This window comes from Bradyrhizobium sp. CSA207 (genome assembly GCF_029051685.1).
In the GTDB taxonomy this organism is placed as follows: Bacteria; Pseudomonadota; Alphaproteobacteria; order Rhizobiales; family Xanthobacteraceae; genus Bradyrhizobium.
Genome location: NZ_JAACFT010000061.1, coordinates 1 through 23,955 on the forward strand (window position 1 = coordinate 1; position 23,955 = coordinate 23,955).

Here is a 23,955-nt window from a genome sequence, read left to right on the forward strand (position 1 = left end):
CCGGCCAACAAGCCTGACTCGCAGTTTCTGATCATCGTCTGCCATCACAAGGTGTCCACCTAATTTGGTGGACACCTCATGCATCACAGCACTCAACCGCAAAAGGTGCGGAGAAATTCGCGCTTACCCTATTCCATGCCGACCAGCAACCCTCTTTATTCCCAGCCTGAGTTGATCTCGGATAGTCGAAATGCCCTCATCGGACGAACGTACGCTCTCCATAATTTTAGGATCAATGCTTCAGACAGCCCCCTCCGGCAGTGGTCCGCGCCGTATCGCGGTATGATATTCCAATGAACGTGCGGAAAGTTATTTCCAAAGAACGCAACGTTCATGTTTCTTCGCGTTGAAAGAAACTTGCACCGCCTCAGTTACAATGGACATTTTTACGAGATGGCACGCCGCAAAATCGTCGGGCAACTCGTGTAGTTCTTTCGCTAGAAACTTGCTTGCAAAGAAAGAATCCCTGCGAAAGTACTGCCGATCCCTGCTGAGGCTTACGTATCCAGTGCCGAGTTCTGCAACGAAATGACGCTCGTCCGCTCCATCGATACGGAGCATCGCCTCTTTGGCGGAAATCAGTGTTTCGGACATTCCTATTGTCCTTATTTGCAAATTGCGGATCTTTGCCTGTCGTTCAGGCAATCACTTCTTGGGCAGAAGGCTCGTTACGTCGCGCACCATGTCAGGCATCGCCTGCTCAGGCGAACGCTTGAGTGTGATCACGCTCTGGAGGTGATCTCTTATGATCGTCGCAATCCTTTGCCCGTTTTGGCCTGGATATAGGTTGACGCTCTTCATTTTTGACAACTGCTCAATCGCCACTGAGTAATTCGGTCTCCCCTTATAGAAGTCGCCGAGAAACTCAGGCGAACTCGCCGCCCTTGCGTTTACGGGGGTCAAACCGGTGTTGGTCGCCATTATGGTTTGCGCCTCTGGCCCAACAGCAAATTTCATGTATTCCCATGCTGCCTTTTGCTTCTCCGCGTCTTTGGTGGTCATGACCAGGCCGCCGCCGCCTGATGGCAATTTTCCGTCGGGGAGCGATAGCGGAAATGGACCGGTACGGATCTCAAATCTGTCCGTTGCGCTGGCAGTGAGAAAATTCAGCAGCGAACTTGAGGCGACGTAAATTGCGATATTGCCCGATGCAAACGACTGGCGTGCTTGCTCGGTAGTGATGTCGATCATTCCCGCCTTACCGATGCGGCGTAAAACGTTGAGGGCGTCCATGCCCTCCGCACTGTTAAAGGCGATATCGCCATTTTGATCGAAGACATCACCACCGAGGCTATAAACTAGGCCGTTGAAGGACCAGTTGTAATTATCGGGGTAATATTCGAAGAATATTGGCATTGGATGTTTGCCGTTCTCGTTTACGTCTTGCGCCAGCTTCAAAATATTATTCCAGCTCGCAGGAAGGTCCTTGAGATCGGGGTGAGCTTTTCGAATGATCGCCATGTTGTAGTACACAACTGGGGTGGAAATGCTCTCCGGAAGGGCGATCGCCTTGCCTTGCCACTGGACGGTGCTCAGGGCTGTAGGAGCTAAGCCGACGTCGTTCCACGATTTGTCATTGGAAATGAAATCATTGAGGGGAGTCACGATCGCCCGAGCGGCGAGGATAGGCATATCTGGATAACAAACCGGCGCGATGATGTCCGGCAGGTCGTTGGTCATCGAGGAGCGCAACGTCTGTTGTAGCAATGCGGGGCAATCAACGGCGTTGGATTCAAGCTTGATTTTGACACCCGGATGGCGACGCATGAACTCATTGGCGATCGTTTCTCGATAAGCACCATCTCGAGAAGGGAAGGCATATGTCACTCGGAGAGAAATCTGCTCCGCGTACGCAGAGTTGACAGTAGCCAGAACCAGTAGAGCGCCGGAGAGCGTCATGGCGGTCGTGCGCAACGTTGACTCCTATTCGTTGAGGACTGAGTTCGTTTGATAATCCCGTCAGCCAATCTCTCGAAGCACCAGCGGTGCGCTGAGAGGCGACGAACGGTGGCGCGCTGACCGGATTTCGCGGTGGCGTGAAGCGCCGTAGCCGTTGCCGACATCCTCCTTCCTGAAGGCTGGTACCGCCGGGAAGCGGCGGCATCGACTTCTCGCCAGCGCATGCCAGCCGGCAGTCGGGAGAGATTGTTCCATCGGGGACGTACGGAGACCGCCTTGAAGAACTGCCGGAATTGTTTTGATTGGTGACGAAAATCATGGCCGAGAGGGGGACGTCGCACGGCTCATTCAGTTCCACACCATCCATCGTCCGTCCACCGATCGAACCCGCAACCAACACCTTCGGCGCGACCAATATTATTCTCGGCAGCATGCGCTTGCCGCAGCTGGATGGGCCGAACTCGATGAACACCCCAGAGTTCCGGTGGTCGAATCGGCTGGCTCGCTAATCTGGTCAACGGAAATGGCGCTCATTACCTAAGCTCGGCAGAATGTAAGATCAGGCTCTCGCGCCTCGAAAAAAGCTCGAGAAGTTTGTGCACATCAAATACAGAGTTTAGCGCGACAAAGCGTTGACACAAATGGTACAAGCCAGGAATTGGTACGAGAAACGTCAGTATCGCCGTGGAAATGATGGCATTGTTTGTTCGGTTTTAGCGCACCTCCACGCCGCGCCTGCCCGGACGCAGTGCGAGCAGCGGCGCGCGCCACGGCAATGAATTCTAGGGTAGTAGTTTCTGGGTGCGGTTGGCGGCGGCTGGTAGGTCCGAAGCCATGGCAAGACATCGAGGACGACGGCACATCAGAAGAGCGCCATGCCTGCCTCGTCAGACCTTTCGGTAAATTGGAAGCCTCCAAGTCATGGCACAGGCCGCCCGCGGAATCCCGTTGATGGACGCGCGCTAGGGGATCCGACTCGCCGGGCACATTTGCCGGCGAACTTCCTCTACGAACTATCGACGTGGGGATTCCTCAATCGGATCCTCGACTGACTAGTCGGAACGTTTCAGTAGAACTGCCAGGTAGACTTCGTTACTTCCTGCCCCACGCCCGGCCGATTGTAGTCGCAGACACCTAACGGAAACACAACCTTGAGTCGCGCAAGCTGATCGGCACGCAGCGGGTGTAAATAGTTAACCGGGTCGATAGGCTTGAGTTGGCACTTCAACACGTCATCGGAGACCGGACCGCCCGCCACAATACGCGGGTCCGCGTGAGGCGGATAGACCTTGTTGCATTTAAGTTGGCCGTCATAGGACGCGGGCTCAACGATTCTTTCCCCGTCTACCGCCCAGCAGCCGTCGGCTAAGTCCAAAGGCCTGTTGGCCACAACCTTTTCGTGCACCGGTCGAGAGCTGGTGTCAGCGGAGACGTCATCCAGCCAATGGTCCATCTGTCGCACGAGTTCTCCTTGACGACGCGCATACAAACTATCGGAATCGAGGTCCCCAATCCTCGAAAAGAAATCTAATCTAGGATCGACAAGTATGACCTGATTGTCAGCACTGCCATTGGCAGCGCTAAGGCGAGCACGCATAGCGAAGGATCGAAGGAAGTCATGCGCATTCGCAAGATCATCGAGATAAGAACGCCAGTCGATGATCGGAATCTGACCCAGTCCTCCGCCGCCCGTAACGACGAGCCCCTGGGTATATGCAACCTTAAGCGCATCCGCATTTGCCCGCATTCGCGTCGATACAATCAGTCCGTCGCTATCAAATCCTCCGATGTGCTCGTTCAAATCGACGAACTGCTCGGCGCTCATCTTTCCGTCGTTGAAGGCCCTGAGCCCATACTGAACACCGATATTGTCGAGTGGACGACGGACCATTTTGGTCTCACGATCAAACCGATATACGTTCTGCTCGTTGTTAAATAAGTCGCAACGTACGCCTTTCGGATTCGTGATGCGATTGTAGGCGATCTGCTGCGGGATGGATGCGTCGCAGTACTGCGGATCAGAGTACAGCGTTTTTGCGAGTTCGCCACAGGTGCGCCACGAAGCGAAGCCGGCTACAGCGGTTTTCTCGCGTTCAGACCATGATTCCTTGGAATTTCTGAAAGCGTGATCGAGCAACGCGCAGTCAGCCCTTGGTAGCACGCTTGTCAAAGTATCGGGGAAGCTAAAACCTACGACTATTCCATCGAGTAAGCCCGGGTAATTTTGTGCGATCAGGTGCTGTTGCATCGACCCGCCCGATCCACCGAAGCCGATGGTGTGAATCGGCATACCATACGACTTTATGAAATGTTCCTTCACCATCGACGAGGTCTCCGCGGAGACCCTGTCGTTGCAGCCATTGGCAAAGATGTTGAGCGTAGAAGTTGCCACCGCGTATCCTTGAGCAAGAATAGCCTGCTGATTGTTCCCGTCATAGATCAGCTTACCTTGACGATATCCGGCGCCGCATCCTCCACCGAATTCATATGCAAGCCTGCCATTCCACCCACCTTTCGGGCGTGACCACGGCGTCTGAAGAGGTTCCCCCGGCTGATGGAGGAATTGAATCTCGTAAACCGCTCGGTTGATCACACCGAACTCCCGTCGGATAACGTAATTGACTGTGAGCCCCTCCGACGTGACGGTCGTTGCCATATCCGCCGGAGGTTGCACCGAAACATTGTACGGTTTGAACCCTGGCGGAAGGCTTTTCGAGGCTGTTGGATCGCTCGTGGTCCGGTTCGCTATATTGACAGCGCCCAGGATCGATCGACCAATAGCTTCCGGCGACACCGGTTCCGTAGATTTATAGTAGTATTGAACAGCAGTCTTCGCGTTACAGTCTGCGTCCGTCGACGGACCTAGTCCGTTTGCTTCTGTCTCGCATATGAAAGGATGTTGGTGAGGGCCTGAAAAAATCGGACCAGCCAAAGGATAACTGGTAATCTCAAGGGTCGACTTGGCTGTTCCATCGATTAGAATTTCAAGGCTGTTTTTCCCATTCCTGAGTCCTTGCAGAAGGGCCCGATAGGTGTGAGACGCTTCAGTCGGGCGAAACGATGACGAGACATCACTCCCATTCAGGCGCGCAGTCCAAACAGAAGAACTCGGAGAGTGCAATTCTACCAGAACATCGCCACCACTCACGGAGTCCGCTCGACTCGAGAGAGTATGGAGCACAACGTCTCGGCCGATTTGAGAGGGATCCGTAGACTGCATATCGCTGTTAGTCGCGACTTCGACGTCAGCCCAAGCTGGCAGAGAGGACCACAGCGACGTTGCTACAATTGCGGCGAAGCCGGTTGCTAGAGAAGTGGAGGCAAGGCGAAGCAGGCGACTACAGAGGGCCATGGGCAAAAGGTCTCCAAGATAAGGCGGATTGATGTTACTTCTAGAGTCGAACCTGCTCTTGCGCAGAGCTTGACGAACAAGATTTGACCGATCCGGTACAAGTCTCGGATTGCGATCTCAGACGTGAGGATTCGACCCGCCCATCCCGACAAGGTGACGACCGAGACAAATCAGTCCCGGATTCACCGCCATTTCGCTATTGGAGTGAACTGACGATCGGCGGCAACCGGGCTAATCCGACAGTCATTGTTCTTGCCTCGGAGCCACAGTGGCGGGCACGCCATTGCCGACTTGATGTTGGGACTGAGAAAGCTTTAGAGGATTACCTTGCTCATCAAGCTTGTTGCCGCGGCTATCGATGCGGTCACCTTGGTCATCGATCGGATTACCGAACTGGTCCACGCCCACACCGACCGGCCAATGGGGACGGTCAAGCGTGAGGAAGAAATCCCTGCTGGGAAGCTTCTGCATCACTCGTTCAAGCGATGGGTAGGCGGCTGTCTGTGTGACTCCCGGCGGAGGATCTTGGGGAATGCGGGTTTCGATGCCTTTGAAGAAGGCTGCCTTGTTGGCCTCAGTGCCATTCATTCGCCACTGCTCCCCTGCCACTGTCGGAATTTCCATCGGCTTGTCGGGGTCCACCACAAACGCCGAATACATTCGGATACGGAACGCGGTGGAGATGCCGTCATATTGGCCTGTCGTTTCGTTGTACATGCCGTCAGCATTGCGGCGGAGTGCGAAATAAAGCGCCACATGATCCTGGTGCCCGGTGGTGTCCTGGGAGCCGGCATCGTAGTAGAAGCTGGCTTCAGCATAAAGATCGCGCCAGTCCTTGTAACCGGCTATCAGCCCAGTGCCGCTTGAGCCATCGAGGGCAATGTCAAGACGCATCTTGCCATTTATAAGATTCGCGTCGCCGGTCTGTTGGTAAACCCAAGCGATGCGCGGCATGTGAAGATGCTTTTCCTGTGCGGTCTCCACCACGCCATTTTTGATCTTGGCCTTCAGCCTAGTGTATTGAGTTGATTTCAGAATACGGTAAGAATAGTCGGCGGCGATGCCGCCTCTAGCATCCTTGACGATCTTGTCCGGCGAATAACCGATCTCAACCGTTGCATCATTATCATTCATGGGGTTCTGGTTGCCAGAGATGCGCAGAACCATCGTATAGAGGCCGAACGCCATATTCTCTTTGATCGCTCTAGCGAACGTTGAATTGCCGCGCCATGGGGCGTCGCAGCCCCAGGCGCGGTACAGAGCGTTGTCGATACCTTTCTCGCCATCGGGACTGACGAAATCATTTGGCCCAACCTTGCCATCCAGATTGACCCCCTCAGCGATTCGGCCGGTCACTTCCGGCTGGCCCGGATCCTCCGCAGCCCAGGGATTGGTGTAGGTTTCGATGCCACGCTTGTATCCGCGATAGGCTAGCGCGCGTCGCCAGATATAATTACGGACTTTCGCCGGCTCGCCGACCTGGTCCAGGCCAGGCGGCTTGGAGATCCAGTCAATCTCCTGCTGAGAGCGCCATTTTTGGCGCGCCAATGCGTTCTTAATCAAGTCAAGGTTGCTACTGTTAAAGTGGTTGGAACTGCCGTGCGGGCAATCCGCGCCCGGCTCGATCTCCGCACCGCGGGTGAAATCAGGCCGTCCACCATAGCGAAAGGCGAATTGATAGTCGCTCACGACGAACCCGCGCGTCCACGGCGCTGCCGTAGCCGGCAGCGTAGTGCTGCTGGTCAGAGCCACGACCGCTAAGCATAACGCGAAGCGTTTTTTCAGGACCATTACGTTCTCCTCTCAATGGCAGGGATCAGGAAACGACGACTGTTCCAACCATTCCCATCGCTTCATGCATGTTGCAGACATATTTGTAGGTGCCCTTCACCGTAAAGGTGTGGCTGAAAGTTGCGTCCTCTTCCATGTTGTCGGAACCGAAGGGTGCCACGCCGGCCGGGAGCGCGACATTCGTAGGCGTGGCTGCCTGAGCGGGGTCGAAGGTAACAGTGTGCGTGATGACGCCGGGATTGGTCCACACCACCGTATCGCCCGCGCTGATATTGACGGTCGCGGGCACGAACATCCCCTTGGGACTATTCCTCATGGAAACCTCGATGGTCTTGCCTTGAGCCAGCGCAGGTAAGGCAATGATGACACCGAAACTGGCGAGGATTTCCGTAAAGGCACGACGATTAATCGTCATTGAAAAGCTCCTTGCGGCTATTCCGGGGGAGATACTTGGTTGATCAAGAGGTCAGATACCGCTTGGGTCTCGAAAGCCAGCGGATCGGCGTCGTCCATCTGGCCCTTATGCAGATCGATGTCGGCGCCAACCTCGAAATCCGTAATGCTTTTAGGATCGTCGGTGATGAATACTGTGCCCGCGAAAGGACTCCAGCTTTTCCAGGTCGGGGAGCCGCTGGTCTTGTAGCGCCAGACCGGGCGGAAATACTCCATGCGGAAACTGTAGCGCAGGCCGGCGGGATCGCGTTTGGGCACGGGCGCCGTGTCACCTTTGGAGCGGGATTCAACAAATGTGAACCAGCTCGCCTTCTGCTCTCTGGTCAGTTCGGCGGCGCGATAGGCGAGATACTTTTCGATATCGCCGCGGGTGCTGAACTTATGGCCGACAACCACCAAGTGATACCCATCGGCGCCTTTTTTCGTCGCCGTGAAAACCCCCGTCTTGGCCGCCGGGACCATGGGGAGGTTGTCGGAGGCGGCCGGCCGCTGGTCCGCCGCTGAGCTGATCCCCGTCAAAGCGCAGAGTGCGGCGAGGACAAAACCGATTCCAATTCTATGTTTCATTCTTCCCTGCCTGTTCATTTCTTAGAAATAGAAACCGATCGATACCGCATACACGATGGCGGTGACGACGACTCCGCCGATGGCAAACCGCCACAAGGGCGCAATCTTCATTTCCGCGTCGCAAGCTTCGGCCGCCTCGACGCGGCGCTTGCCGTGGATCATGGGGCCAATGAGATTCTGGCGCTTGTAGATGAAGTAAAAGATCACCGCCGCCAGGTGCAGCGCGATCACCCATAGGAGAATATTGAACCCATGGTAATGGAGATGCGCGAGATGGCGGCCTTGCTTGAAGGTCACGTAGATCGACAGAGGTCCCGAATAAAGCCCGTCAACATCGACCGCAAACAGGCCAAGGATCACCACTGCCAGGATCAGGCCCACCATCAGAACAATACTTACCGCCCCCAGCGCGTTGTGGCCGTTGGTGTGGGGCGTATCGCGCCGGTGCAACGTGCTGGCATAGTCGAGGATGGCCTTCGGGCCGCGCACGAAATTGACAAATCGCGCGGTCGAGGACCCGACCACCCCCCAATAGAGACGCATCAGCACGATCCACAGGATCGCGTAACCGCTGTACAGATGATACTCGAGTTCATTGTGAAGGCCAGTCCACCAGCAAACGCCGATTGCGATCGCCAACGACCAATGCATTGCGCGCACCGGCAGGTCCCAGACTCTCAAGTCTGTTGTGTCGGCGAAGGCGGACTCCAAGCGGCTTACATCAGAGGAAGTCATGGACTGCTCTAGTCGTCATTTTCTTTTGCGTAGTCGGGCGAACGATAGCGGTCGTGACAGGCCTTGCAGGCCTTGCCCATCGCTTCCAGTTGCGCCTTCAGTGCATTCGCGTCCTTGCTGATCGCAACCTGATTCAGCTTCGCTGCCTCGACCTGCGCTACTTTGCCCAACGTTACGAAATCCTCATTGTTCTGCCAGATTGCTGGGAGCGAATATGTCTTGGCTCCGGACTCGGGGCCGCTGCCCTTGGGAAACCAATTCAGCAGGTAAGCGCTGCGGTCCTTAAGGGTCTGGGCGTTGGGCACGACCGTGTTGTCCCAATCTATTCGTCCCTTCTTGAGCTCATCATTGATCGCCTTCAAGGCGCCGCCCATGTCGCGCAACTTATCTTGACGCGGCTTGATCTGAGCGACTTCTGCCGGACCGGCGGTAGCCTCCAAGATAGCAACACCAAGCGCCACACACGCTGCCGCGGCGAGACAACGAAAGCTCAACACAGACATACGAACAAACACTCCCAACCATTGCGACGGTCACACTCGTGATGGATGAACGGATACGACTATGTCAGCAGGTCGGTGTAAGGCTGCCTGACTTCCATGGAGCCCTTGCCCCAGACGTCAAGCGACACGCCCAAGGCCTTCTGGATCGTCAGGCCGACGCGTGACACCGGACTAGAGTTGCCCCCGACGTGATAGCCTGTCTTCATCCGGCCGCTGGCGCCGCCGGCCACGAAAATTGGAAGACCGTCCACCGCATGGATTCTGGCATAGCTTTGGTCGGTGAAGGCGAACACCAAGCTGTGGTCGAGAACCGTGCCGTCGCCTTCGGGGACTCCGTCCAGCTCCTTCAGAAGCATGGCAAACAGTTCCATGACGTCGACATTGTACTGCGCTACTCGCGGCTGATAACCGAGAACCGGATCGATGGGCTCTTCATGAGTGGTCAGGTGATAGCCCAAGGGGTCGCCTGGCACGAAGATATTCGAGGAAGGCTCGGAAATGCTGAGATTGAACACGCGAGTCTGGTCGGTGGCAAGCGCCAGTGCGCCAAGCCTTGCCATCAGGGGGGCGGAAGCACGAATGTTCGGCAAGGCGTTGTTGCACACCATCTCGGGCGGCGCTTCGGGAATGGTGACCTTGGCCTGGATTTCGGGGCGCTGCAATTGCGCGGCCATCTGCAATTCGGCCTCGCGCACCGAGGTGAAATACTGATCCATGCGGGCGCGGTCGGCGGCGCCCAGATTCTGCACGATCCGCTTGCGATTGTCGGCCACGACCGACAGCACGCTTTGCTGGATCATGACTTGCGGATCGGGCTTCCAATCGCCCTTGGTCGGGTCCTGGAAGCCCGGCCCGAACAGACGGGTGTAGAGCGCAAGGGGCGAGGCCTCGGCCGGAATGGCGTTGGCGCCGCCAAGGCTGGAATAGCTTTGCTTGGGATCACCGGCGGCGGCGGCGGAGATCGACTTGAAGCGGGCGCCGTGGGAAATGACGTCGGCGATCTGCTGGTCGATGGTTTTGGATTCGAACTCGTTCACCTTGGTAGGCGAAATGCCGGTAGCAGCGGCCGCCGCGCCCGACCAATGCTGGTGGTTGGGGTTGTCATCCAACGGGACGCGCAACCCGCTGAACACGTTCAGCTTGGCGCGATGGGCCTCCAGCGGTTTCAACTGGGACGTCATCTCCCAGTCCTTCCCGCCCGTCTTGGGAATCCACAATTGCGAGGTCAGGCCCAGGCCAAAAAAGAAGGTGTTGAAACGGGTGGGAAGTGGCCGTCCCGTCGCGGCCAAGGCCTCGCCCTTGCTGTCCAAGAAACAGTCAAGGAACGGCAGTCCCATGACGGCCAGGGCGCCCTGGCATGTGCCCCGGAGCAGAAATCTGCGATCGATCTTCATCACTGGTTCCAATTACTGGGCGCGACGTTGGGCGCGGAGCTGGTTGTTTCGGGGGAAGGTGGAGGCGCGCTGAAGTAGTCGTTGTCCTGGACCATGCTCTTCAGCAAGGAACGCATGCGAAAGCCGGAATCCGCGAAGGCTTGGTAGGCGGTCTTGAGGGCCGAGGCGGGGACATCTTCACTGTTCGCGCCACGGGAATAGGCATAGACCTTACGCGCAAGACAGGCCGTATATTTGGGATCGTCGTGCAGGAATTGACCAAGCCCCGCGGCGCCAGCAAAACGCTTGCCCTTTATCGTGGCTGAAAGATCGATCAGCTTGCCATTCTCCATGGTGCGGCGCTGACCGATCGTGTCAAAGCCCTCGAGGGATAGGCCAATGGGATCGCTGTGGTTATGGCAGGATGCGCAAGTGCTATTGTTGGCATGCGCCATTAAGCGCTCGCGCACGGTCTTCAACGGGCCGCTGGTATCATTGACGACCGAGAAATCCACATTGGCCGGCGGCGTGGGCGTGGGCTCGCACAGGAAGATATCCATCACTGCCACACCGCGCTTGGTGGGCGAACTGCGGCCGGGATGAGAGAACATTGCCAGCATGCTGGTCTGGGTAAGAATGCCGCTGCGCCCGGAATCGGGCGCGAACTCATACGGCATCCATTTGCCCTCGAATTGAAACGGTAACTGATAGTCTGCCGCCAGACTGCGGTTGAGAAACGTCTTGCGCGTGGTCATCAGGTCGCGCATGTCGCCATTGGTGTGCAATGCCAGATCGATGACGGTGCGCAGCGTCTCTTCCTTCGCTGAAGCGGCAATTCCAGAGCTCCACTTGGGATATAGGATGCTGTCCTTGGAGACCGTGCCGAAATTGTCGAGCTCCAGCATGTCGTTGAAGAAGGCTTGCATCCCAACTTCCAGGCGCGGCGAAGACATGAGGCGATCGACCTGCTTCTTGAGGCCGGCAGCAGTGTTCAGATCACCCTTCTCTGCCGCCTGCAGCAGTTCGGAGTCGGGAGTCGAGTCCCACATCAGGTAGCTGAGGCGCGTCGCCCGGCTGTAAGGCTCCAGCGCCCATTGCTTGTCGCCGGCGGGCACTGCAGTTTCCATGCGGAATACGAAATCCGGCGCCTGGAGCAAGCTGGCCAGGCCATAGCGCAGGCCAGCGTAGAAGTCGTTCTGCGACTTGGCGAGTCCGTGGCTTAGAATGACAGCGCTTTTGATCTCGTCCTCGGTCAATGGCCGGCGGTACAGCATCCGTCCATAATGGCTCAGCACCTGCGCGGTGCAGCCATCATCGGGCTCTTTGGCCGACTTGGGCACGCAGGGAAGCTTGGCGCGGTATTTCTCCCCCGTCACTTGGGTAGCAATGTTGTCCGCAAGTTTGGTGAGAGATTCAAAGCCCACGGGCGTCACCGAAAGCACCGAGGTGCTGGCTGCCTGCAAGCCGCCAATGCGGATCGTTGGCTCGAAGAAGCCGCGCACTTCAATCTCGGCGCCGAAGATATCGGCAATGGAGCTGCGGTACTCTGCCTGCGTCAGCCGCCTCATGCTCACGACTTCCGAATTGGTGTCCGACCTGGCGGAAGTGATGTCGGCAGCCAGCGCACCGGACGCCAGCACCGTTAGGGATAGAAGCGAGATGGCAAGATTTCGCATGCGTCCCATTACACGGCCTCTCGATGGACTACGCGCCCGTTTGCGGTTTTCTTTGCGCTCACACATATCGCCGGCCCGCGCCCTCGCTCTATCATGGCGCCTCGTCATCACATCCCTGCCTTAAACTCGACGAAGATACTGAGATGATGCGTTCGATGGCTCATCTCAGGCGGCGGAGGCGGATAATGCGCGCTCCTGACCGTAGCAAGTGCCGCCTGGTCGAGAACCGAAGATCCACTCGATTGGGACAAGCTGACCCCCGATACGCGTCCGTCGAGATAATCGAACGTCACGCGGGCACGGCCATGCTGGCCTGATGCACGCGCAGATGCCGGATAGATCAGCGCGCTTTCCACGGCTCGCCGCATTTGGCCTTGAAAGCTCGACATCGCACCAGCGCTCGGCGCGGCGCTGGCCGCCGCTTGTTGTTGCGCTGGGCGCGCGGCCGGTTTCCGCTGGACCTTCGGTTGCGGTTTTGCCGGCTTAGGGCGTACGACCGGCGCCTCCGCCTTCGGAGGCGGCGGAGCAGGTTCCGGTGGAGCAACCTCTGCCGGCGGTGGAGGGACCTCCGCGGGCGGTGGAGTAACCTGAGGATCTTCAGGTACCGGGGGAGTCTCTTCGGGCGCCGGCGGAGTTTCCGCGACCATAGGAGGCGGATCCGCCGGAGCTGCCACCAGCGAGATCTGCATGGTCGGCGCCGACGACTCGATCTTGACCGGGCGTTGTGTGAGCCAGCCGACGACGGCGAGAAAACAGAGGCCCTCCAGCAATAGCGCGGCGGCAAACGAGGCCGGGAGCGCGGAGCGCTCCTGCGGTGGGCTGAATTGATCGGCTGTCGCGATGCTCACAGCGATTGCACTCCTACTTGGCTTCCTTCGCGGCGAGTCCAACTTGAACGATGCCGGCTTTGCGACACGCATCCATCACAGCGAGAAGATTCTGGAGCGTGGCGGTGCCGGCTCCTGCGATGGTAACGGCGGCGTGCTCGCGATCCGGTTCGCTGGCCAGTTTTGTCGTCAGATCGTCAATCGTTAGCTTTTGACCATCTGTCTCGATAGCACCGTCGGCAAACAGGGTAACGACGATCTTTGGGTGGGGCAGATCCTGTGTGGTGCTGCTTTGCGGAAGCTGCGAGGCGATGCCGGTCGCCGGGATCATTCGCAGCGTGATCATGATGAAGAACACCAACAAGAAGAGCATGATGTCGATCATCGGAATGATTTCAATGCGGCCCTTCCGCACCTCGAGATATCGCATTGGTCAGGTCCCCGTATTCGCGACCGGATGGATTGCCGGACCGTGAGAACGCTTTTCTGCTGAAGCGACCCGGGGCGCATCGAGACGGTTGACCATGGAGATCTTCAAAGTCTCAAGTTGATGAACGATAAGCCGCGTCCAGTTGTTCAGGCTGTTGAAACAAACGAGACCGACAATGGCGATGAGCAGGCCGCATGCGGTCGCGATCAGAGCCTCGCCGACGCCGCCGGTGATCTGCGTCGCCGCGTTACCGGCGTCGCCGAGAACCGCGAACGCCTTGACCATGCCAGCGATCGTGCCGAGAAGACCGAGCAACGGCGCGAGCGTCACGATGGTGTCGAGCATCCACAACCGGCTATCCAGCTTGGGGACTTGCCATAGGATTGCTTCCTCGAGCAGCTCGGACATTCGATGTGCATCCTTCAGCTCGGAATGGTGCAGCGGCACTTCAAGCAATGCGCGATGCGGCAGCCGCGGCGATTCCTCGATGAGGTCTGCAAGCGTCTTCCGGTCGAGGTGCGCGAATTGCGCGACGATACTGGTGACGCGCTTTCCGCGACGGATGGTGCGGCCAAGATACCAGAAGCGATCGATAATCACGGTGAGCGCGATTAACAGCAGGACGGCCATAACATAGAGAATGCCGTCGGACTGCGCCGCTAGTTCGGTGAGACGATCCAGAGTCATGTTTAATTCCTTCGATGATGATTTGGCGTCAGAACTGCACAGTCAGGCTGCTATAGATGTTCCGGCCGATCTGCGTGTAGAACAGCGGCGTCACTGACCCGCCGGAATAGCCAAAAAAGTCTACGATCGCATGACTATTGAGGATGTTGTCGACCCCAAATTTCGCGGTCACGGCCGCTACATTAGGCAGCGGGTTCTTGACCTTGTAGGTGATGGCCATGTCAAGCTGATTGAATGGTGACAGCGGCTGCTTCTCTCCGACATCCCCGAAGCGCTGGCCGACCCATTTGTCCGTCAGTGAGGCATGCCAATTGCCCTCTTCGTAGATCAGGCCGGCCGCAGCTGTTGCGTTCGGCGCCTGGGCGATCCATTGCCCGGTCTGCTTGTTCTTCGCGCTGTTGAGGCTGCCGTTTGCAAACAGGCTGATGCCGTTGCCGACGTGGACCGTACCTTCGACTTCCACGCCTTGGTAGATCGCACCACCAGCGTTGAAATAGTTCGTAATACCGCCGATCGTCTGCGCTGCGATCATATTGTTGAAGTCGATGTAGTAGACGTCGCCGCCAAGCGTGAAGGTCTTGCTCTGGTAGGATGTGCCGACCTGATAGTTCCAGGTCGTTTGAGGTTGAACAGTGGATCCGGAGGTCACAATAGGTGGGGTCAAGAAGCCTTCCGCGGCCTGCGCATAAACCGACCAGTTGGGCGCGAGCTTGTAGTTCACGGCAAGCGAGGGAAGGACTTTCGCCCAACTCTGAGCGTAGTCCAGCGGCCCGTGGGTGAAGATATCGACGAGCGATGATTGGCTGCGCGCCGAATAGGCATACTTCGCGCCGGTCGTAATCGTCAGGTCGGGCAGCGCTTTCCAGTCTGCTTCAACATAGGGCTGAACGGTATCCAGCGCGAGGTGCTGGTTGTAGACGGTCGAGATGTATTTCTGCGCCAACGTCATGTCGACGTTAAAGGTGGCCCGATAGGCGGGCTGGTGCTCGGCCCATGCGCCGACCTTCACGTCGCCAAAGAACGTGTCCTTAGTAAGCGCGACCACATCGCCATAGGCGCGGTAGTTAAAAGGAACTACCATGCCAGGCACGTTGGTGGCGCCGAAGACCGTGCCGTTGCTGGAATTGCCGCTGACATCTTTACCCTGAAGGAAGGGTGACGTGCTGTTGCCGTAGGTGTAGAGCTTGTTCTCGAGATGCCAGCCATCGCCGTAGTCGGACTTCAGGCCGAGGTAGTCAAAATCAGTCGTGGTATTCCAGCGATTGTAGCCCGCGTAGTTCTGCTGGTTCGGGGAGGATGACAGTCCATAGTTCGGGCCGTAGGCCTTGATCTGGGCAAGCGATGCACCCTGAAAGTAACTTCGTATCTGATTATTGTAGATCGATACGAAGGTGAGCGTCGTGTTGTCGCTGAGCGGCTGCACGAGCTTCAATGCCGCGTTTTCCCGCTCTTTGGCAGTGTTCGTGTAATAGCCGTCACTCTTTGTGAACTGCGTGTCGATAAAGAGCGACGCGCCGTTCGCGCCCTTGATCTGACCGGAATCAAATTGAAGACCGTAGAGCTGGGTGTTGAAGCTGCCGTAGCTCGTGGTCGCCGTCGTGGCCAAGGTCGACATTGGCGATTTGGTTTGGAGCGCCACAGTGCCACCGAACGTCGCGTCGCCCACGGTCGACGCCGTACCTGGGCCACGGTCGACGGAGACCTGCCCGAGATCGTTCGTCATGATGAACGTGCCACTGCGTTGGACGAGGCCGAAGTTCCGGAGCGGGATTCCGTCGAGGGTAGTGTTGTATTGGCCGTTCTGGAAACCGCGGATCGAGATCTTTGCATCATCGCCGCCGCTTCCGCTGGGCGAAGTCATCACGCTGGGTGCGACGCTGATGACTTTGTCAAAGTTGCTGGTCGCCGGAATATTGTTTTCGATGTAGTGCCGATTGATCACCGAGGTCGGTTGCGTCACTGTCAACGGCGTTGTCGTCGGCGCTTGATACACCGCCGAATTGACATCGACAGCACTGTCGGACGTCTGGACCGTTCCGAGATCTGTCGTCTGCGCGTGAGCGGCCGTCAGCCCCGCCACTGGCGGAACGCTCGCAGCCAGCCAGAGCGCGGCATTGATATAGCGGCGCTTGATCCCCCGCGGGTCTGCGGTACCTGAAACTCGCATTTTTAGCCCCTACTCTATCTTCCATTTGGGCCGCCACGTGTTCAATGTCCGCGGGCCGATCGTTCGATCGCAGGGGCCTATGGCTGCGGAGTTACTCCCGGTATCTGAAGCGTGGATGTCGGATTCTGGACAAGTTTGGCAAATGTACCTTTCCGGCGACACAAACATTCGGCCCCAGCCGTCGAAGCGGACGATGAGATTTATGAATTGCGGACCACTCGGGTTATCGAGACCATGATTGGAACGCGTCCACATCGATGTTGGCGATCTGGATCATCTGCTGCCGGCGCGGGCCGCGCGAGCAGAAGCGAATCGGCCCTGCGAAAGTGAACCGGCAGAGATCCGCGTCTCGAATCGACGATAAATCCAGGACGCCGAGGCGTTTCCAGGATTCGGGGCAGCTGCCGGTATGTTCGATGAGCGCCTCGATTGCCCGGAAGCGTGGTAGCGGGAATAGCTAGCTATAGCTAGGAGCGATCGAGAAGGCAGCGCCGTCGATCACACTCGACGTATCGAACTTGCGCGCGAACTGACTTAGAGCCTGACTGAAAAAAGTGAGTGATCTCAGTGGGGTGTGATTCCATCGGATTTGCGAAGATTCGAGGGAGAGCACGATGCCCTGGACTGAGATCACTCGGGAGCAATATCGGCGGGACGAGCTGCGTTATGCAGGCGATATGACCGATGCGGAATGGGCGCTGATCCGGCGCCTGTTGCCGCGAGCGAACCGGCGCGGCCGGCCGCGTAAGACCGAGCTGCGTCGTGTGGTCGAAGCGATCCTCTATATCGTTTCGACTGGCTGCCAGTGGCGGGCGCTGCCGCAGGAGTTCCCGCCCTACTCGACGGTGCAGGGCTATTTTTATAGATGGCGGGATACAGGCCGGTGGCAAAGGATTGTCAGCGTTCTTGTCCAACGGGCGCGAAAAAAGCTTGGACGCACACCGAAGCCGACGGCAGCCGTGATCGGCAGTCAAAGTGCGCCGACCACGCAAGCTGGCGAACCGCGCGGCTACGACGCAGGCAAACGCATCTACGGCCGTAAGCGGCATATTGTGACGGATACCAATGGCCTCCTGCTCGGGGTTCATGTTCATCCGGCCAAGGTTCAGGACTGCCATGGCGCCGTACCGCTGCTGAAGAATGTGCGGATGAACTTCCCCCGGCTGCGCCACGTCTTTGCCGACCGGATCTACCGCGGAAATCAACTCCTCGACGCGCTCTCAGACTGCGGTCCATGGACTATCGAGATCGTCGAGCGGCCCCAAGGCGTCAAAGGCTTCCAGCTTCTGCCGAGGCGGTGGGTGGTTGAACGCACATTCGCTTGGTTCGGCACCGCCTCGCCAAGGACTTCGAGGCGACCGTGGTAACCGAAGCTGCTTGGGTCCTGATTGCACACATCAGGCTCCTGACCCGCAGACTTGCGGCTGCAGATAAGGGTTGATGATTTATGAGTCAGACTCTTAGGACAGGCGATGGCTGGGCAGCGCTGCCCAAACAAACTCAGGGTAGACCTTCCGGTCGATTTCGATTGCGCACCGCTCATTACTCCGTCCTTTCCAAGACGGCTAATTTTACTTAACCGCTCCTCCTGTCATTCCCTCGACGAACCAGCGTTGAGCGGAGAGGAAGGCGATGATGAGAGGGGCGACAACGAGGGTTGAGGCGGCCATGAGCGGTCCGTAGTCGTTACCGGCCTCGTCGTTCTTGAAGGCCATGATGCCGAGCGGCGGCGGCATCAGCGACTGGTCGCGCACCGCAATCAGCGGCCAGAACAGGCTATTCCAATGAGAAACGATCGAGAAGATACCAAAGGCGATAATGGCAGGGAGCGCCATCGGCACCATGATCCTCCAAACGATGGCCAATTCCGACAGCCCGTCGAGACGGGCGGCATGCACAACGTCGTCGGGAATGGTTTTGAAGAACTGGCGGAACAGGAAGATGCCGAATGGCGAGACCACATAGGGGAAGATCAGCGCCGCATAGGTGTTGAGAATGCCGAGCTGGTAGCCGAGGATGAACAGCGGCAAGGACAGGACCTCATGCGGCAGGATGAGCGCGATCAGCACCATGGCGAAAAGGAGGTTGCGGCCTGGAAACTCAAGCTTGGCGAGCGCATAAGCCGCCGGCGCGCAGACGAAAGTCTGCAGGACGACGATCATCGCGCAGACGATCACGCCGTTTAGCATATATTGCGGCAGCGGCGCTTTCGTCAGCGCCCTCGTATAGTTTTCGACGCCGTAGAACTGCTCGGGCCAGAGGCTGAAGCCCGCGCGAAAAATCTCGCCCGGCGGCTTGATCGACAGCGAGACCATCCAAACGAAGGGCACGAGAATTAGCGCGCCGGTGATCAGAAGGGCGGTGTGGCGCAGAATAGCAAAGGGCGGTGCTAAGTGATGGGCGCTCATTGGTAGTGAACCCTTTTGTCCATCACGCGCGCCTGGATCAGCGTCAGCGCGACGACGATAGCCAAGAAGACGACCGCAACCGAGGCGCCGTAGCCTGTGCGCAGATACTGGAAGCTCTCGCGGTAGAGGGTGAAGAGCAGCATCTCGGAGGCGTGTCCCGGCCCGCCTTGGGTCAGGATCTGCACGGTGTCGAAGGTTTCGAAGGCCTTGAGCGCCACGACGATGAAGACGAACATGGTGACGGGACCGAGCATCGGGAGCGTGACGGTGCGTAGACGGTCGAGCCACAGATCGGCGCCATCGATGTCGGCGGCGTCGTAGAGGTCCTGCGGGATGGACTTCAGCCCGGCGAGAAACAGGACCATGGCATAGCCGAGGTTCTGCCAAATGCCGATGACGGCCAGCACTGGCAACACGGTCGCCTCGTCGCGCAGCCAGTTGGCCGTCGGCAGACCGAAACCGGCAAGCGTCTGGTTGACGAGACCGATGGTCGGATGCAAGAGCGCCTCCCAGGCGATCGCCATCGCCGTAAGCGTCGCCATGAACGGCAGGAAGTGGACGGCGCGGTAGAAGGCCCGGCAAGACTTGCCGCTTTCGATCAACAACGCGATCACCAGGCCGAGCACAATCGTGCCGGGCACGACGATCACCACATAGACGATGGTGTTGACGAAGGAGGCACGGAAGCCCTGGTCGGCGAAGAGCTCTTCGAAGTTGCCGAACCCAACGAAGGCAAGCGAGGTGGCGCCGAATTGCCAGTCGGTGAGCGCGACCAGGAAGACGGCAAAGACCGGCAGGAAGAACAGGACGACGAGCAGAATCAGCGCCGGGCCCGCCAGCGACCAGGCGGCGAGCGTCTCCGCGATCCGCTGGTGACGCAGCGCCTTGCGGGCCGCCGGTGTGACGGACGCGGAGCCGGCCTCATCCTCGAGCGACGAAGCGGCGATGCTCATCAGGCGTGCTCCTTCATGCGCAGCACGTTGTCGTTCTCCCGGTTGTCCGGTCGCAGGCGCTTGCCATCGGCATCAAACAGCAGAAGCCGTTCCGGCCTGACGCCGAGATGCAGGGTCTGACCCGAGGCGATGTGCGGCGCCCGTTCTGGCAAAAGCCGGGCGATGACCGGATGCTCGCTTCCCGGGATGGCAAGATGGACAAAGAGATCGGAGCCCATGTGCTCGATAAGCCGGACGGCCCCGGTCAGAGTGTTGGCGCCGCCGCACTCGGACAAGTGGAAGGCTTCCGAACGGATACCGAGCGCGAGCGCCGCCCCAGGCGGGGCATCGGATAGAAGATGGAAGTTAGTGCCGGCAGCGTCGACCGAGCCGCGCTCGCGCACCACCCCCTCGAGAAGGTTGATCTTGGGGCTTCCGACAAATTCGGCGACGCGGCGGTCGTCGGGATCAGAATAGATCTCTTGGGGTGGCGCGACCTGGATCAACTCGCCGTCGAGCATCACCGCGACGCGGTCAGAGAGCGTCATCGCCTCGGCTTGGTCGTGGGTGACGTAGACGAAGGTGACGCCGAGGCGACGGTGGAGGTCCTTGATCTCAGCACGCATCTGGACCCGGAGCTTGGCGTCGAGGTTGCTGAGCGGCTCGTCCATTAGGAAGACGGCCGGATGGCGGACTATAGCGCGGCCGACGGCGACGCGCTGGCGCTGGCCGCCGGAGAGCTGGCCGGGCTTTCGCGAAAGCAAATGGCCGATGCCGAGCGCCTTGGCGGTACGGGTGATTTCCTCCTCGATCTCAGACGAGACTCGCCGGGTGCCCGGCACGATCCAACGCAGGATCGGCAGCCTTTGCCAGGCACTCAATCGCCGCACGCGCAGCGGCAGCGCCATATTGGCTGCGACCGTCATGTGGGGATAAAGCGCGTAGGATTGGAACACCATGGCGACATCGCGGAGCTTCGGCCGCACGCCATCGACCGAGCGCTCGCCGATCGTCACCGACCCGCTGTCCTGCACTTCCAAGCCCGCCAAAATCCTGAGAAGCGTCGACTTACCGCAACCCGATGGCCCGAGCAGGGTCACGAACTCCCCATCCTCGATCGCAAGCGAAACCCCGCGAAGGACCCGCGTTGAGCCAAAGGATTTGGTAATGTGATTGAGGTGGATGTTGCGCATGTGCTAACGTTTTCCAAGGGCTGTTCAGCCCTCTATCGCTGGTGGGCGTCTCGCTTAGGTAGACCGGATGTCTTTATTGGGCCTCGATGAAGCTGGACTGACAGAATCGGTACGATTCCGCCAGTCATACCTGTGGCGTTAGGGGGGAGCGCTGACACCATCGGAATTGCACCCGAAATGCTGACGCGGCCGGCGGAGTACAGCCAGGCAACCGGTTGGCAGCTTCCGGAGTCAGCGGTTCTAACCGAACTTGACCACCAGTTCCATGTGCTGTGGGGCGACACGCATCCTCGATAGCACAATCGGGATGCCGTCAGCGTCGACATTGATGTTGGTCACCTGAATGATCGGCTGGCGGCGCGGCAGGCCGAGCCATTCCGCATCCGGCTTAGAGAGCGCGATCGCCGAAATCCGGGTCTCTTGGCGCTTATAGGTATTGACGCCGTAGCGGCGCCAGGCTTCGCTAAAACTGCCCGTTTCGACGATGATCTGCTCAATGCCCTCGAAACGCGGCAACGGGAAATAGCTGGACGCGACCGCGACTGCGAGGCCGTCCACCACCGTCAACGTGTCCACCTTGCGCGCGAAATGACCGCGGTCGAGGCGAAGCTCGCGGCCGAGCTCCCTATCAGCCCGCACCCGACTGGAAGCGAGAAAGCGCCGTTCGCCAACCCGGTGAATGTCGCGCAAGGCAGAACTTAGGCGCGACGTTGGGCCGATATGATGCCGCACCATCCGCTCCTTAACGAAGGTGCCGCGCCCACGCTCGATCCTCAAGACATCGCGCTCGCGCAAAGAGGACAGCGCATGCCGGATCGTGTTCCGGTGGACGTCGAAGCGGGCAGCGAGTTCAAATTCCGTCGGCAGGCGGGCGCCGGGCACCCATGTCCCCGCGCGAATTTCCTGTTCGATTGCCCGTTCGACGAGCCGCCAAAGCGAGGTCGCGCCGCGCCGCAGTTGCAGCGTGGGTTTTGGTGTCTCGCCATTCGGGGATGGCATCGGATCTCGCATGTCGGCCTCGCATTCGCTCCGCAGCCCGTCAACATTAGGGCAGACTAGGCCTATCGAATTGAAGATATTGGTACAAGTCCATCGAAGTAACACGATTTGTCATGGCGCTGTCTCTGGCAGTCCATCTGACAGCTGATACAACCATGCCGATTTGAAAAGGCAGGAAAGAGGCGGTTCCGATGGCGAATTCTTCAATTCAAAGACGACAAGATGTCCTCCAATGCGCCGAAGTTGTTTTGACCAATGCCAAGATCGTGACCCGGTCAGCCTGCTTCAATGGAACAGTTCAGATTGTCGACGGGATGATCGCCGACATTTCAAGCGGTAAGACGACCGCGTCGGGCGCGCTCGATTTTGAAGGTGACCACCTGCTGCCGGGCTTGATTGACGTCCATACCGACCACCTCGAAAAGCAGATTCTCCCCCGCGCTAGCATGACTTGGGATCCGCTCGGCGCCGCGATCGCGCACGATGTACAAGTCAGCGCTGCGGGTACTACGACGGTATTCGATTCCCTTATGGTCGGGGCGGTGGGCGACCTGGAAAGGCGGCGCCTGCTGCCGCTCATGCTGGACGGCATTGACCAGGCGCGCCAGCACCGGTTGCTTAGGGCCAATCACTTGCTCCATCTGCGCTGCGACGCCCGCGACCCCGATCTCCTTGACCTCTTTCTCGCCTATGCCGACCGGTCCGAACTTCGGTTCGTGACGATCATGGATGACGGGCCGCGGCGCAACCCAGAGCGCTTCCGCCGTCTCGAACAGCGCAAGAAAACGCCCGAGGCGGAGATCGAGGCAGCGATTATCGCCGTCGCGACCACAGACGACTGCACACAAGACAACCGGCGCCGCCTCGTCGCGCACTGCCGTGCCCGGCGATTGCCCTTGGCCAGCCATGACGACACTACTGCGGCCCATGTCGCAGAAGCGGTCGGGTTTGGCCTTTCTATTTCCGAGTTTCCGATCACCTCCGAAGCCGCGAAGGCCGCACGCGCGGCTGGAATGACAATCATTGTCGGCGGGCCCAACCTGGCTGCTGGGCGCTCCCATATCGGGAATGTCTCGGTGCGAGAGCTCGCGCGGGACGGTCTCATAGACATTATCAGCTCCGACTACATTCCAGCGAGTATTCTGCGCGCCATCTGGCACCTGGCGGGTCAGTCCGATGGCCCCACTCTCGCCGAGGCGGTGGTGCTCGGAAGCTTGCGCCCGGCGGAGACCTTCGGGCTTGGCGACCGCGGCGAGATCGCGCCAGGAAAGCGTGCCGATCTTATACGCGTGGCCAATCGGGCAGGTCCGATTGTCCGCGCGGTATGGACGGCTGGCAAGCAGGTGCTCTGAAGCGGCGAGATGTGGGAATGTCTTCAAGGCAAATTGCTTCCGGCGATCGGTGCGCCCGTCAAGATTGGATGGCGTTGCTCGCCCAGGCGCCGCTCGCTGAACTGGAGCGGCACTGGGCGGCGATCGACCGTCCGAAATTCCAATGGATTCGTCGTCCAGAATATGGCGCCGCCATGCTGCGGGGAGCGGTCGGGCGCACCGGCAGCGTTTTCAACCTTGGTGAAGCGACGGTTACTCGCTGCACGGTACAGGTCGAGACGGGCGAGATTGGCATCGCCTATGTGCTCGGTCGCAATAAACGTCACGCGGCACTCGCTGCACTTTTCGATGGGCTGATGCAGCGCGACCAGGTCACCCAGGCGGGCGCAATCGCTCCGATTATCGCTGCACTCGATCAATACGTGCTCGAAGCGGAGCGATCGGTCCGGCACGAGGCCCAACAGAGCAAGGTGGATTTCTTCATGCTGGGGCGGGAGGTCAGCGGCAAATGACGGCAGATCTCATCCCGCCCGCTTTCCACGATCCTGTTCACGATGCCCAGTCGGCCTTCCGGCGGCTGCTGAAGGCCCTGTCGCGGCCCGGCAAGCCGGTTTCGCTTGCCGGGCCGCGAC

Annotated in this window: 19 protein-coding genes and 1 pseudogene; 3 read left to right on the plus strand and 17 right to left on the minus strand. The window is 58.7% G+C overall.

The features are described from left to right. Positions 1 to 309 precede the first annotated feature (309 nt). From GWG65_RS38200 to GWG65_RS38260, 13 genes are all read right to left on the minus strand, one after another. Positions 310 to 594, minus strand: a complete 285-nt coding sequence (locus tag GWG65_RS38200; protein ID WP_275200544.1) for a hypothetical protein — start codon at positions 592 to 594, stop codon at positions 310 to 312. Positions 595 to 645: 51 nt separating this feature from the next. Further along, complete coding sequence (locus GWG65_RS38205) at positions 646 to 1,914, minus strand: extracellular solute-binding protein (protein ID WP_275200545.1); 1,269 nt, start codon at positions 1,912 to 1,914, stop codon at positions 646 to 648. Between the two features lie 1,051 nt (positions 1,915 to 2,965). Further along, positions 2,966 to 5,251, minus strand: a complete 2,286-nt coding sequence (locus GWG65_RS38210; protein WP_342760710.1) for a DUF6351 family protein — start codon at positions 5,249 to 5,251, stop codon at positions 2,966 to 2,968. Between the two features lie 243 nt (positions 5,252 to 5,494). Continuing rightward, positions 5,495 to 7,042: a hypothetical protein gene (locus GWG65_RS38215; RefSeq protein ID WP_275200546.1), complete on the minus strand. Its 1,548-nt coding sequence runs from the start codon at positions 7,040 to 7,042 to the stop codon at positions 5,495 to 5,497. Between the two features lie 25 nt (positions 7,043 to 7,067). After that, positions 7,068 to 7,457 (minus strand): plastocyanin/azurin family copper-binding protein, encoded by a 390-nt coding sequence (locus GWG65_RS38220; protein ID WP_275200547.1) that lies wholly within the window; start codon positions 7,455 to 7,457, stop codon positions 7,068 to 7,070. 17 nt (positions 7,458 to 7,474) lie between these two features. Further along, entirely contained in the window at positions 7,475 to 8,062 is a 588-nt protein-coding gene (locus GWG65_RS38225) for a hypothetical protein (RefSeq protein WP_275200548.1), read from the minus strand. Between the two features lie 21 nt (positions 8,063 to 8,083). After that, positions 8,084 to 8,797 (minus strand): cytochrome b/b6 domain-containing protein, encoded by a 714-nt coding sequence (locus GWG65_RS38230; RefSeq protein ID WP_275200549.1) that lies wholly within the window; start codon positions 8,795 to 8,797, stop codon positions 8,084 to 8,086. An 8-nt stretch (positions 8,798 to 8,805) separates the two neighbouring features. Next, positions 8,806 to 9,300, minus strand: a complete 495-nt coding sequence (locus GWG65_RS38235) for a cytochrome c (protein ID WP_275200550.1) — start codon at positions 9,298 to 9,300, stop codon at positions 8,806 to 8,808. Positions 9,301 to 9,359: 59 nt separating this feature from the next. Then, positions 9,360 to 10,694 carry a DUF1552 domain-containing protein gene (locus GWG65_RS38240; protein WP_275200551.1) on the minus strand — a complete coding sequence of 445 codons (1,335 nt, stop codon included), beginning with the start codon at positions 10,692 to 10,694 and terminating at the stop codon, positions 9,360 to 9,362. Continuing rightward, on the minus strand, positions 10,694 to 12,358 hold the full coding sequence (locus GWG65_RS38245; protein ID WP_275200552.1) for a DUF1592 domain-containing protein: 1,665 nt from the start codon (positions 12,356 to 12,358) through the stop codon (positions 10,694 to 10,696). The genes GWG65_RS38240 and GWG65_RS38245 overlap by 1 nt, the downstream gene beginning before the upstream one ends. A gap of 852 nt (positions 12,359 to 13,210) precedes the next feature. Further along, positions 13,211 to 13,606, minus strand: coding sequence for a biopolymer transporter ExbD (locus GWG65_RS38250; RefSeq protein WP_275200553.1), 396 nt, complete (start codon positions 13,604 to 13,606; stop codon positions 13,211 to 13,213). A gap of 3 nt (positions 13,607 to 13,609) precedes the next feature. Continuing rightward, the gene (locus GWG65_RS38255) at positions 13,610 to 14,293 is read right to left on the minus strand and encodes a MotA/TolQ/ExbB proton channel family protein (protein ID WP_275200554.1); all 684 of its coding nucleotides are present in this window, start codon (positions 14,291 to 14,293) and stop codon (positions 13,610 to 13,612) included. 28 nt (positions 14,294 to 14,321) lie between these two features. Continuing rightward, on the minus strand, positions 14,322 to 16,460 hold the full coding sequence (locus tag GWG65_RS38260) for a TonB-dependent receptor (protein WP_275200555.1): 2,139 nt from the start codon (positions 16,458 to 16,460) through the stop codon (positions 14,322 to 14,324). Between the two features lie 614 nt (positions 16,461 to 17,074). On the opposite strand from GWG65_RS38260, the pseudogene GWG65_RS38265 reads away from it, so the two are divergent. Then, a pseudogene (locus tag GWG65_RS38265) lies at positions 17,075 to 17,901 on the plus strand (IS5 family transposase). 130 nt (positions 17,902 to 18,031) lie between these two features. Here the strand turns inward: GWG65_RS38265 and GWG65_RS38270 are convergent. The 4 genes from GWG65_RS38270 to phnF all read right to left on the minus strand — a co-directional run bounded on the left by GWG65_RS38270 (position 18,032) and on the right by phnF (position 22,004). Beyond that, positions 18,032 to 18,868, minus strand: a complete 837-nt coding sequence (locus GWG65_RS38270) for a carbohydrate ABC transporter permease (RefSeq protein WP_275200556.1) — start codon at positions 18,866 to 18,868, stop codon at positions 18,032 to 18,034. Then, positions 18,865 to 19,821 (minus strand): sugar ABC transporter permease, encoded by a 957-nt coding sequence (locus tag GWG65_RS38275; RefSeq protein ID WP_275200557.1) that lies wholly within the window; start codon positions 19,819 to 19,821, stop codon positions 18,865 to 18,867. Before GWG65_RS38275 ends, GWG65_RS38270 begins: the two co-directional genes overlap by 4 nt. Then, the gene (locus GWG65_RS38280) at positions 19,821 to 20,993 is read right to left on the minus strand and encodes an ABC transporter ATP-binding protein (RefSeq protein WP_275200558.1); all 1,173 of its coding nucleotides are present in this window, start codon (positions 20,991 to 20,993) and stop codon (positions 19,821 to 19,823) included. The genes GWG65_RS38275 and GWG65_RS38280 overlap by 1 nt, the downstream gene beginning before the upstream one ends. 240 nt (positions 20,994 to 21,233) lie before the next feature. After that, entirely contained in the window at positions 21,234 to 22,004 is a 771-nt protein-coding gene (phnF, locus tag GWG65_RS38285) for a phosphonate metabolism transcriptional regulator PhnF (protein WP_342760711.1), read from the minus strand. A gap of 179 nt (positions 22,005 to 22,183) precedes the next feature. On the opposite strand from phnF, the gene GWG65_RS38290 reads away from it, so the two are divergent. Both GWG65_RS38290 and phnG read left to right on the plus strand, forming a co-directional pair. Beyond that, a complete protein-coding gene (locus tag GWG65_RS38290) occupies positions 22,184 to 23,344 on the plus strand; it encodes an alpha-D-ribose 1-methylphosphonate 5-triphosphate diphosphatase (protein WP_275200560.1) in 1,161 nt (386 codons plus the stop codon). Positions 23,345 to 23,361: 17 nt separating this feature from the next. After that, entirely contained in the window at positions 23,362 to 23,835 is a 474-nt protein-coding gene (phnG, locus tag GWG65_RS38295; RefSeq protein WP_275200561.1) for a phosphonate C-P lyase system protein PhnG, read from the plus strand. The last annotated feature ends 120 nt before the right edge of the window (positions 23,836 to 23,955 follow it).

Excerpts from the sequence above, each read along its gene's own strand:
- GWG65_RS38255 (WP_275200554.1), bottom strand. The coding sequence starts at position 14,293 with ATGACTCTGGATCGTCTCACCGAACTAGCGGCGCAGTCCGACGGCATT.
- phnF (WP_342760711.1), bottom strand. The coding sequence starts at position 22,004 with ATGCGAGATCCGATGCCATCCCCGAATGGCGAGACACCAAAACCCACG.
- GWG65_RS38260 (WP_275200555.1), bottom strand. The coding sequence starts at position 16,460 with ATGCGAGTTTCAGGTACCGCAGACCCGCGGGGGATCAAGCGCCGCTAT.
- GWG65_RS38210 (WP_342760710.1), bottom strand. The coding sequence starts at position 5,251 with ATGGCCCTCTGTAGTCGCCTGCTTCGCCTTGCCTCCACTTCTCTAGCA.
- GWG65_RS38235 (WP_275200550.1), bottom strand. The coding sequence starts at position 9,300 with ATGTCTGTGTTGAGCTTTCGTTGTCTCGCCGCGGCAGCGTGTGTGGCG.
- GWG65_RS38290 (WP_275200560.1), top strand. The coding sequence starts at position 22,184 with ATGGCGAATTCTTCAATTCAAAGACGACAAGATGTCCTCCAATGCGCC.
- GWG65_RS38230 (WP_275200549.1), bottom strand. The coding sequence starts at position 8,797 with ATGACTTCCTCTGATGTAAGCCGCTTGGAGTCCGCCTTCGCCGACACA.
- GWG65_RS38250 (WP_275200553.1), bottom strand. The coding sequence starts at position 13,606 with ATGCGATATCTCGAGGTGCGGAAGGGCCGCATTGAAATCATTCCGATG.
- GWG65_RS38225 (WP_275200548.1), bottom strand. The coding sequence starts at position 8,062 with ATGAAACATAGAATTGGAATCGGTTTTGTCCTCGCCGCACTCTGCGCT.
- GWG65_RS38220 (WP_275200547.1), bottom strand. The coding sequence starts at position 7,457 with ATGACGATTAATCGTCGTGCCTTTACGGAAATCCTCGCCAGTTTCGGT.
- GWG65_RS38270 (WP_275200556.1), bottom strand. The coding sequence starts at position 18,868 with ATGAGCGCCCATCACTTAGCACCGCCCTTTGCTATTCTGCGCCACACC.
- GWG65_RS38275 (WP_275200557.1), bottom strand. The coding sequence starts at position 19,821 with ATGAGCATCGCCGCTTCGTCGCTCGAGGATGAGGCCGGCTCCGCGTCC.
- phnG (WP_275200561.1), top strand. The coding sequence starts at position 23,362 with ATGTCTTCAAGGCAAATTGCTTCCGGCGATCGGTGCGCCCGTCAAGAT.
- GWG65_RS38200 (WP_275200544.1), bottom strand. The coding sequence starts at position 594 with ATGTCCGAAACACTGATTTCCGCCAAAGAGGCGATGCTCCGTATCGAT.
- GWG65_RS38245 (WP_275200552.1), bottom strand. The coding sequence starts at position 12,358 with ATGGGACGCATGCGAAATCTTGCCATCTCGCTTCTATCCCTAACGGTG.
- GWG65_RS38215 (WP_275200546.1), bottom strand. The coding sequence starts at position 7,042 with ATGGTCCTGAAAAAACGCTTCGCGTTATGCTTAGCGGTCGTGGCTCTG.
- GWG65_RS38280 (WP_275200558.1), bottom strand. The coding sequence starts at position 20,993 with ATGCGCAACATCCACCTCAATCACATTACCAAATCCTTTGGCTCAACG.
- GWG65_RS38240 (WP_275200551.1), bottom strand. The coding sequence starts at position 10,694 with ATGAAGATCGATCGCAGATTTCTGCTCCGGGGCACATGCCAGGGCGCC.